The organism is Neisseria sp. HMSC058F07, assembly GCF_001810035.1.
GTDB classification, from domain to species: Bacteria; Pseudomonadota; Gammaproteobacteria; order Burkholderiales; family Neisseriaceae; genus Neisseria; species Neisseria perflava.
Map to the genome: position 1 here is coordinate 85522 of NZ_KV799693.1, position 9186 is coordinate 94707.

Consider the following 9186-nt stretch of genomic DNA (forward strand, 5'->3'; position numbering starts at 1 on the left):
CTGTTTCAGACGGCCTGAAACATTAGCTAAAATATATATTTTTGATTCAATACACTTACGGAAAATACTCATGCCTGCTTGTTCTTGTCCTCATTGTAAAACACCACATTGGGTGAAAGATGCCCAGTTGAACGTGGCGCAGGGTTTCGTGGTCTGCACGCGTTGTTCGGGGATGTTTAAGGCCAAGGATTATCTGTCGGGCAACCTGCCGGCCGATCCGGCCCATCTGCCTGTGGCGGTAACGGATGTGCGCCTCGTGCATAACATCGGCGCGCAAATTCTCAAGCATTCCAAACTCTCGCGCAAAGAAATTTCCGATTTGCTCAATAGCGCGCTTAAGGAAGAGCCCAAGGCGGAAGAGCAGGCGGCGGTCAAAACGCGCAAGGACGGTTTCAACTGGACTTTGGCATCGTTGATTGCGCTGACGGTTTTGATTATGCAACTCTTTTATCTTGCCCTGCTATGAGTGCCATCGCCCATTTTGTCGCCAGCTTTCGCGAGGCCGCGCCCTATATCCAATATTTGCGCGGCAAAACCATGGTGGTCGGCGTGACCGACAGCTTGTTGGAAGGCGAAACCTTGATTCGTTTGGCCGCAGATTTGAATCTGTTGGCCAGCTTGGGCTTGCGTTTGGTCTTGGTACACGGTTCGCGGCATTTGCTCGACAAATTGGCTTCGGGTCGGAATTTTGTTCCAAAATACAGCGGCAGCCGTCGGATTACCGATGAAGCGACCCTGATGGAAGTGAAGCAGGTGGCGGGGATTATCCGCAGCGATGTGGAAGCCGCCTTGTTCAGCAGCGTATCTGCGCAGCAACGGAGCAAGCCGCCGGTTATTGCGTGCGGCAACTTTATTACCGCCCGTCCGTTGGGCGTTATCGACGGTGTGGACATGGGCTATACCGGTACCGTCCGCAAAATCGACGCGGAAGAAATCCGTTTGCGCTTGGATAGCGGCGCGGTGGTGCTTATCAGCCCTTTGGGACATTCGTACAGCGGCAAAACCTTCAACCTGAGTATGTGCGAAACCGCGCAGGAAGTGGCCATGGCTTTGCAGGCGGAGAAACTGGTTTTCTTGACTGAAGAAGCCGGTATTCGTCGTGCCGACGGCTCGTTGGCCAATACTTTGTCTGTCGGCGAAGTGCAGGAGCTGATACGCGACAATCCCGATGCGCCGGCCGATTTGCTGCATGCGGCGGTAGGCGCGTTGGAAAACGGCGTATCGCGAGTGCAGATTCTCAACGGCCGTGAAGACGGCAGCCTGTTGCGCGAGCTGTTTACCCGCGAGGGCAGCGGTACATCTATTGCGCGTGAGCCGTTTGTTTCCATCCGTCAGGCACGCAGCGACGACATTCCGCACATCATCGCCTTAATCCGTCCGTTGGCGGAACAAGGCATCTTGTTACACCGCAGCCGCGAGTATTTGGAAAACCATATTTCTAGTTTTTCCGTATTGGAACACGATCAAAACATTTACGGCTGCGTGGCGTTGAAAACCTTTTCCGAACCGGACTGCGGCGAATTGGCCTGCCTGGTGGTGTCGCCCGAAGCGCGCGATGGAGGCTATGGCGAATTGCTGTTGGAACATCTGTTTCAAAAAGCACGCACCTTAAATATCAAAACGCTTTTCGCCTTATCCACACACACGGGCGAATGGTTTGTCGAACGGGGCTTTCAGACGGCCTCAGCCGATGACCTGCCTGCCGAACGCCGGCAGGAATATAATGCCAACGGCCGAAATTCCAAAGTATTTGTTTATGACTTGCAGGCCGTCTGAAAAACTTCAATCTATTATCCGTTTTTAAAAATTACTCAAATCTTATGTTGAAAATCATCTCTGCCAACGTCAACGGCATCCGCTCCGCCTATAAAAAAGGTTTTTATGAATACATCGCCGCTTCCGGTGCCGACATCGTCTGCGTGCAGGAACTGAAAGCTCAAGAAGCTGACCTGTCAGACGATATGAAAAATCCGCACGGTATGCACGGCTACTGGCATTGCGCCGAAAAGCGCGGTTACAGCGGCGTGGCGGTGTACAGCAAACGCAAACCCGACAATGTGCAAATCGGCATGGGCATTGAAGAATTTGACAGGGAAGGCCGTTTTGTCCGTTGCGATTTCGGCAAGTTGTCGGTAATTTCGCTGTATCTGCCCAGCGGCAGCAGCGCGGAAGAGCGCCAACAAGTGAAATACCGCTTTTTGGACGCGTTCTATCCCATGCTCGAAGCCATGAAAAACGAAGGGCGCGACATCGTCGTCTGCGGTGACTGGAATATTGCCCACCAAAACATCGACTTGAAAAACTGGAAGGGCAATCAGAAAAATTCGGGCTTCTTGCCTGAAGAGCGCGAATGGATAGGCAAAGTTATCCACAAGCTCGGTTGGACGGATATGTGGCGCACACTTTATCCCGATGTGCCGGGCTATACCTGGTGGAGCAACCGCGGACAGGCGTATGCGAAAGATGTCGGGTGGCGCATAGATTATCAGATGGTTACGCCGGAGTTGGCCGCCAAAGCCGTTTCCGCACATGTTTATAAAGATGAAAAATTCTCGGATCACGCCCCTTTAGTTGTGGAGTATGACTATGTTGCCGAATAAGGTTTTTGGTAAATATGATTGGAATATAAACGGCAAAACCGGCATAGGCGCGGCGTGGGTCGTGGCGGCATTTGTATTGCCTATGCTGGTGTGGGCAGTGTTTATGCTGGCGCGGATGTCCGGCTGGGTTGCGCCGACCAAGGCCAATCCGACTTGGGCGTTGGTATGGCTGCTGTTTTCACTGCCTTGCCTGCTGATTGCGGCCAAATGCTTTGCTTGGAAGGGCTGGCGGCTGATTGCCAACATCGTACTTTGTCTGGCGACTTGTGCCATCCTCAGCGTGCCTGCCGCATTGCTGATTGCATTTACACTCAACGACTTGCTCAAATAGGCCGTCTGAAATGCAGAGCTTCGAACTCGAAGAAATGGCACTGTTTCTGATACGCGATGCGGATGAAGCGGAAATGTGGATAGACCGCTGGGCGGTCAGCTATCCGATTGTTCAAACCGCCGAAGCCGATAGTCGGCAAACCATTTCCGAATGGCAACACGCTATTCAGACGGCCTTCGACCATATTGTGAGCAAAAATATTGCCGTCGTGGCTCATGGTGCCGGTGTGTCCGCATTTTTGGCATGGCTGTACCAAGCCGACATCCTGACGCAAAAACGCCTGACCAATATTATTTTGGTCTCGCCGCGTCCAGAAGCTTTTCCCGAGGACGAAATCCATACGTTCCAACGTGTCCGTTGCCCTTGTCGTACAGCGCTGGTTATTGCCGAAACAAACGGCACGCCACGCGATTGGGCGCAAGAGCAGGCAAACCGGTGGCACGCGCGCCTGCTTCAATCGCCGCATTCCGGCCAGTTAAACGGCGCACTCGGCGGCTGGCAATGGGGCATGAAGCTGATGCAGGAAATGCTGTTGAGTTAATAGTTTAGAAGTGTCTATCAAGAAGAGAGGCCGTCTGAAACCGATATGAGTTTCAGACGGCCTTTGTTTGTAAATATCATGTTAAATATAATTAAAAGAAATCATTCTCATTTCTTTTATGGGGCAATATAATTCGGTTGTTCCGTTAAATTGAGTATAAAAATGCAAATACCATTTCATTTGGCTTTATTACCCACGCTGATTATCGCTTCCTTCCCTGTTGCCGCCGCCGATACGCAGGACAATGGTGAACATTACACCGCTACTTTGCCCACTGTTTCTGTGGTTGGACAGTCCGACACCAGCGTACTCAAAGGCTACATCAACTACGACGAAGCCGCCGTTACCCGCAACGGACAGCTCATTAAGGAAACGCCGCAAACTGTCGATACGCTCAACATCCAGAAAAACAAAAACTACGGCACGAACGATTTGAGTTCCATCCTCGAAGGCAACGCTGGCATCGACGCTGCCTACGATATGCGCGGCGAAAGCATTTTCCTGCGCGGTTTTCAAGCTGACGCATCCGATATTTACCGCGACGGCGTACGCGAAAGCGGGCAGGTCCGCCGCAGCACCGCCAACATCGAGCGCGTGGAAATCCTGAAAGGCCCGTCTTCCGTCCTTTACGGCCGCACCAACGGCGGTGGCGTTATCAACATGGTCAGCAAATACGCCAACTTCAAACAAAGCCGTAATATCGGTGCGGTTTATGGTTCGTGGGCAAACCGCAGCCTGAATATGGACATCAACGAAGTGCTGAACAAAAACGTCGCCATCCGCCTTACCGGCGAAGTCGGGCGCGCCAATTCGTTCCGCAGCGGCATAGACAGCAAAAACGTCATGGTTTCGCCCAGCATTACCGTCAAACTCGACAACGGCTTGAAATGGACGGGGCAATACACCTACGACAATGTGGAGCGCACGCCCGACCGCAGCCCGACCAAGTCCGTGTACGACCGCTTCGGACTGCCTTACCGCATGGGTTTCGCCCACCCGAATGATTTTGTCAAAGACAAGCTGCAAGTTTGGCGTTCCGACCTCGAATACGCCTTCAACGACAAATGGCGCGCCCAATGGCAGCTTGCCCACCGCACGGCGGCGCAGGATTTCGACCATTTTCATGCAGGCAGCGAAAACGGCAGCCGAATCAAACGCAACTACGCCTGGCAGCAAACCGACAACAAAACCCTGTCGTCCAATTTCACGCTCAACGGCGACTACAACATCGGCCGTTTTGAAAACCACCTGACCGTAGGCATGGATTACAGTCGCGAACACCGCAACCCGACATTGGGTTACAGCCGCGCTTTTACTGCCTCCATCGACCCTTACGACCGCGCAAGCTGGCCGGCTTCGGGTAGACTGCAACCCGTCCTCACCCAAAACCGCCACAAAGCCGACTCCTACGGCATCTTTGTGCAAAACATCTTCTCCGCCACGCCTGATTTGAAATTCGTCCTCGGCGGCCGTTACGACAAGTACACCTTCAATTCAGAAAACAAACTCACCGGCAGCAGCCGCCAATACAGCGGTCACTCATTCAGCCCCAACATCGGCGCAGTGTGGAACGTAACGCCCGCCCACACGCTCTACGCCTCGTATAACAAAGGCTTCGCGCCTTATGGCGGACGCGGCTATTTGAGCATCGACACTTCGTCTTCCGCCGTGTTCAACGCCGATCCCGAGTACACCCGCCAATACGAAACCGGCGTCAAAAGCAGTTGGCTGGACGACCGTCTCAGCACCACATTGTCCGCCTACCAAATCGAACGTTTCAATATCCGCTACCGCCCCGACGCGCAAAATGATCCCTATACTTGGGCAGTCGGCGGTAAACACCGTTCGCGTGGCGTGGAATTGTCCGCCATCGGGCAAATCATTCCCAAAAAACTCTATCTGCGCGGTTCGTTGGGCGTGATGCAGGCGAAAGTCGTTGAAGACAAAGACAATCCCGACCGAGTGGGCATCCATTTGAATAACACCAGCAACGTTACCGGCAACCTGTTTTTCCGTTATACCCCGACCGAAAACCTTTACGGCGAAATCGGCGTAACCGGTACGGGAAAACGCTACGGTTACGACTCAAGAAACAAAGAAGTGACCACACTTCCAGGCTTTGCCCGAGTTGATGCCATGCTCGGTTGGAACCATAAAAATGTTAACGTTACCTTTGCCGCGGCCAATCTGCTCAATCAAAAATATTGGCGTTCGGATGCCATGCCGGGTAATCCGCGCGGCTATACTGCCCGGGTAAATTACCGTTTCTGATGAAATTAGGCAAAGGCCGTCTGAAAATAAGGCTATGATCTAAGCCATATTTCAGACGGCCTTTTATAAAGGTTGAAATAAAACTAAACACATTTTTTCACTCAAATCGAACACACCTCCAACAAAATGCCATAAAATCCGCCCATTGATTTGAATGTAAAGAGATACCTATGAAACTGAAAACCTTAGCCTTGACCTCATTAACCCTGTTGGCATTGGCCGCTTGCGGCAAACAGGCGGAAACCAGCGTTCCGGCAGACAGCGCCCAAAGCAACACATCTGCTCCGGCAGCCCCTGCCGCATTGACCGAAGGTGTCAATTACACCGTATTGTCCAATCCGATTCCGCAACAGCAGGCCGGCAAAATCGAAGTATTGGAATTCTTCGGCTACTTCTGCCCGCATTGCGCCCATCTTGAGCCTGTCTTGAGCGAGCACATCAAAACGTTTAAAGACGATACCTATATGCGCCGGGAGCATGTCGTGTGGGGTGATGAAATGAAACCTTTGGCACGTTTGGCGGCCGCAGTGGAAATGGCCGGTGAATCAGATAAAGCCAACAGCCATATTTTCGATGCGATGGTTAACCAAAAAATCAACTTGGCCGATACCGATACCCTGAAAAAATGGTTGTCCGAGCAAACCGCGTTTGACGGTAAAAAAGTATTGGCTGCATTTGAAGCGCCCGAAAGCCAAGCGCGTGCGGCTCAAATGGAAGAGTTGACCAATAAATTCCAAATCAGCGGTACACCGACCGTGATCGTCGGCGGCAAATACCAAGTCGAATTTAAAGACTGGCAGTCCGGCATGACCACGATTGACCAGTTGGTGGACAAAGTACGCGAAGAGCAGAAAAAGCCGCAATAATTTAAAGGCTGAATGAGTAAAGGCCGTCTGAAAATAGGATTTCAGACGGCCTTTTATATTAGACGTTATAGAAGAAATGGTTGCTTAAGGCCTCATGATTTTAAATCTGAATACAAAACCAAAACGCCGTCTGAAACTTTTCAGACGGCGTTTTCTGTCAAATCGGCTTACAAACCTGGGAACATGCCTTTCATTCCCTTCATGCCTTTAGCCAAGCGCATCAGTTTGCCCAAGCCGTTGCCGCTGAACATCTTCATCATTTGTTGCATTTGTTCAAACTGTTTGAGCAATTTGTTCACTTCCTGCACGGTCGTGCCCGCACCCATTGCAATACGGCGTTTGCGGCTGGCTTTGAGCAGGGCAGGGTTGGCGCGTTCTTTTGGAGTCATCGAGTTGATGATGGCTTCTACTTTGCCCATCGCTTTTTCAGCCGTGCCTTCGGGGATTTGTTTCGATATTTGACCCAGTTCGCCCGGCATTTTCGACATCAGGTTTTCCAAGCCGCCCATATTGCGCATCTGTTGGATTTGTTCTTTAAAGTCATTGAGGTCGAAGCCTTTGCCTTTTTGCAGCTTTTTCGCCATTTTGGCGGCGGCTTCTTCATCAATACCTTTTTGAACGTCTTCAATCAGGGTCAATACGTCGCCCATGCCGAGGATACGGCTGGCAAGACGGTCGGGATGGAAAGGTTCGAGGCCGTTGATTTTCTCGCCGACACCAATAAATTTAATTGGTTTGCCGGTCACATGGCGTACGGACAATGCCGCACCGCCGCGCGAGTCGCCGTCCATCTTGGTCAATACGACACCTGTCAGCGGTAGGGCTTCATTAAATGCCTGAGCAGTGTTTACTGCATCCTGACCCAACATGGCATCAATAACGAACAAAGTTTCAATCGGGTTGACTGCCGCATGAAGCGCTTTGATTTCGTTCATCATCTCTTCATCGATTGCCAAACGGCCAGCGGTATCGACCATCAATACATCGTAAAAATGTTTTTTAGCGTAATCAACGGCGGTAGTTGCAATCTCAACCGGTTTTTGGTTGGTGTTGGATGGGAAAAAGTCCACGCCGACCTGTTCGGCCAACAGGCGCAGCTGTTCAATCGCGGCAGGGCGGTAAACGTCGGCGGATACCACCAAGACTTTTTTCTTCTGATCGTTTTTCAGCAGGCGGGCGAGTTTGCCGACGGTTGTTGTTTTACCGACACCCTGCAAACCGGCCATCAAAACGATGGCAGGCGGTGAAACCGATAAATCCAGCGTTTTGTTTTCCTTGCCCATCAATTCGACTAAGGCTTGGTTGACCACGCCGATAAAGGCTTGGTCAGGCGTCAGGCTGCCGACGACTTCTTGGCCAAGGGCCTGTTCTTTGACTGTGTTGACGAATTCTTTAACGACGGGCAATGCAACGTCGGCTTCCAGCAGGGCAAGACGAACCTCGCGCAAGGCTTCTTTAATATTGTCTTCGGTCAGCGTTGATTGGCCGCGAATATTTTTAAGTACCTTGCTGAAGCGGTTGGTTAGGTTGTCTAACATACTTATCCTTGATAATGAGAATAGCTGCCCAATATAGGGCATTCTTTGTTAAAATAAAATTCGGATTATTTTACACGATAGTCCGAAGTTATGCTTCAAGAACACAAATACGCACACCAAGGCCGTCTGAAACCCTGCCGGCTGTCCGTCTAGTGTTCACACCTCTATTGAGAAAGATATTTATGCCGATTGTCTTAATCTGCCTTATGCTGGTGTATGCCGGATTGGGTGCATTTTCCTGGTTGCAACATAAAAAGCACAATAATAAATCTTACCCGCTGAAAACCGAGCTGCTGATTTTGAGTGGCGCATTATTGGTACATGGCGCAGCATTGATGTTCCCAGTATTGCAGGATAGGGTATTGATTACCGGTTTTGGCTATTCGCTCAGCCTGATAGTCTGGCTGATGCTGATGATGTACTGCTTGGGTAGCTTCTTTTATTGTCTGCGCGGTGTGCAACTCTTATTGTATCCCTGTGCTGCATTGACCTTATTGCTGGGTTTCCTTTTCCCGGGAGATTTCACAGGTCGTCAAATTGTAGACTTATTGCCGCTATCGCACATTGCATCATCATTGCTCGCATACGGATTGTTTGGCATCGTTACCTTATTTGCCATCCTGATCCTTTTGCTCGACCGCAATCTGCACAAACGCCGTTTTTCCGCATTAGTTAGTTTCTTGCCGCCATTATTGAGTTTGGAAAAACTTATGTTCCAAGGTATGTGGGCAGGATTCGTTTTATTGACCTATTCAGTTATCAGCGGGACGTTTTTTGCCGAAGCCATTTTCGGCAAACCCATGACCTTCACGCATAAAACCATCTTCAGTATTATGTCGTGGCTGATTTATGGCGCATTATTGTTGAAACACAGCATGACCGCATGGCGCGGCAAGAAAGCCGCCGTTTGGACTATTGTCGGATTTGTCAGTCTGATTTTTGCCTATGTGGGCAGTAAATTTGTCCTAGAAATTGTCCTTCAACGTATTGGATAAATAGAAACCATAAAAAAAGGCCGTCTGAAAGAGCATTTCAGACG

At 50.7% G+C, this 9186-nt stretch carries 9 protein-coding genes; 8 read left to right on the forward strand and 1 reads right to left on the reverse strand.

Translation table 11 applies throughout. From position 1 onward, the window contains the following. The first annotated feature begins 70 nt into the window (after positions 1–70). From HMPREF2696_RS07250 to HMPREF2696_RS07280, 7 genes are all read left to right on the forward strand, one after another. Complete coding sequence (locus tag HMPREF2696_RS07250) at positions 71–466, forward strand: MJ0042-type zinc finger domain-containing protein (protein WP_039862294.1); 396 nt, start codon at positions 71–73, stop codon at positions 464–466. After that, positions 463–1776, forward strand: a complete 1314-nt coding sequence (gene argA, locus HMPREF2696_RS07255) for an amino-acid N-acetyltransferase (RefSeq protein WP_070588229.1) — start codon at positions 463–465, stop codon at positions 1774–1776. The genes HMPREF2696_RS07250 and argA overlap by 4 nt, the downstream gene beginning before the upstream one ends. Before the next feature lie 44 nt (positions 1777–1820). Beyond that, entirely contained in the window at positions 1821–2600 is a 780-nt protein-coding gene (locus HMPREF2696_RS07260) for an exodeoxyribonuclease III (RefSeq protein ID WP_003684015.1), read from the forward strand. Next, the gene (locus HMPREF2696_RS07265) at positions 2587–2931 is read left to right on the forward strand and encodes a hypothetical protein (RefSeq protein WP_070588230.1); all 345 of its coding nucleotides are present in this window, start codon (positions 2587–2589) and stop codon (positions 2929–2931) included. Before HMPREF2696_RS07260 ends, HMPREF2696_RS07265 begins: the two co-directional genes overlap by 14 nt. Positions 2932–2941: 10 nt before the next feature. After that, positions 2942–3472, forward strand: a complete 531-nt coding sequence (locus HMPREF2696_RS07270) for an alpha/beta hydrolase (protein WP_070588232.1) — start codon at positions 2942–2944, stop codon at positions 3470–3472. 162 nt (positions 3473–3634) lie between these two features. After that, on the forward strand, positions 3635–5743 hold the full coding sequence (locus tag HMPREF2696_RS07275; RefSeq protein WP_070588243.1) for a TonB-dependent receptor: 2109 nt from the start codon (positions 3635–3637) through the stop codon (positions 5741–5743). Between the two features lie 170 nt (positions 5744–5913). Then, complete coding sequence (locus HMPREF2696_RS07280; RefSeq protein WP_003749428.1) at positions 5914–6609, forward strand: thiol:disulfide interchange protein DsbA/DsbL; 696 nt, start codon at positions 5914–5916, stop codon at positions 6607–6609. Positions 6610–6776: 167 nt separating this feature from the next. On the opposite strand, the gene ffh is transcribed toward HMPREF2696_RS07280, so the two are convergent. Next, entirely contained in the window at positions 6777–8147 is a 1371-nt protein-coding gene (gene ffh, locus HMPREF2696_RS07285) for a signal recognition particle protein (RefSeq protein ID WP_049336875.1), read from the reverse strand. A gap of 182 nt (positions 8148–8329) precedes the next feature. Here ffh and HMPREF2696_RS07290 point away from each other — a divergent pair, with 182 nt between their 5' ends. Further along, a complete protein-coding gene (locus tag HMPREF2696_RS07290; RefSeq protein WP_049336876.1) occupies positions 8330–9142 on the forward strand; it encodes a cytochrome C assembly family protein in 813 nt (270 codons plus the stop codon). Positions 9143–9186: the final 44 nt, after the last annotated feature.

Bases quoted from the DNA above. Each gene is read 5' to 3' on its own strand.
- HMPREF2696_RS07265 (WP_070588230.1), top strand. From the start codon at position 2,587: ATGTTGCCGAATAAGGTTTTTGGTAAATATGATTGGAATATAAACGGC.
- ffh (WP_049336875.1), bottom strand. From the start codon at position 8,147: ATGTTAGACAACCTAACCAACCGCTTCAGCAAGGTACTTAAAAATATT.
- HMPREF2696_RS07275 (WP_070588243.1), top strand. From the start codon at position 3,635: ATGCAAATACCATTTCATTTGGCTTTATTACCCACGCTGATTATCGCT.
- HMPREF2696_RS07260 (WP_003684015.1), top strand. From the start codon at position 1,821: ATGTTGAAAATCATCTCTGCCAACGTCAACGGCATCCGCTCCGCCTAT.
- HMPREF2696_RS07280 (WP_003749428.1), top strand. From the start codon at position 5,914: ATGAAACTGAAAACCTTAGCCTTGACCTCATTAACCCTGTTGGCATTG.
- HMPREF2696_RS07290 (WP_049336876.1), top strand. From the start codon at position 8,330: ATGCCGATTGTCTTAATCTGCCTTATGCTGGTGTATGCCGGATTGGGT.
- HMPREF2696_RS07270 (WP_070588232.1), top strand. From the start codon at position 2,942: ATGCAGAGCTTCGAACTCGAAGAAATGGCACTGTTTCTGATACGCGAT.
- HMPREF2696_RS07250 (WP_039862294.1), top strand. From the start codon at position 71: ATGCCTGCTTGTTCTTGTCCTCATTGTAAAACACCACATTGGGTGAAA.
- argA (WP_070588229.1), top strand. From the start codon at position 463: ATGAGTGCCATCGCCCATTTTGTCGCCAGCTTTCGCGAGGCCGCGCCC.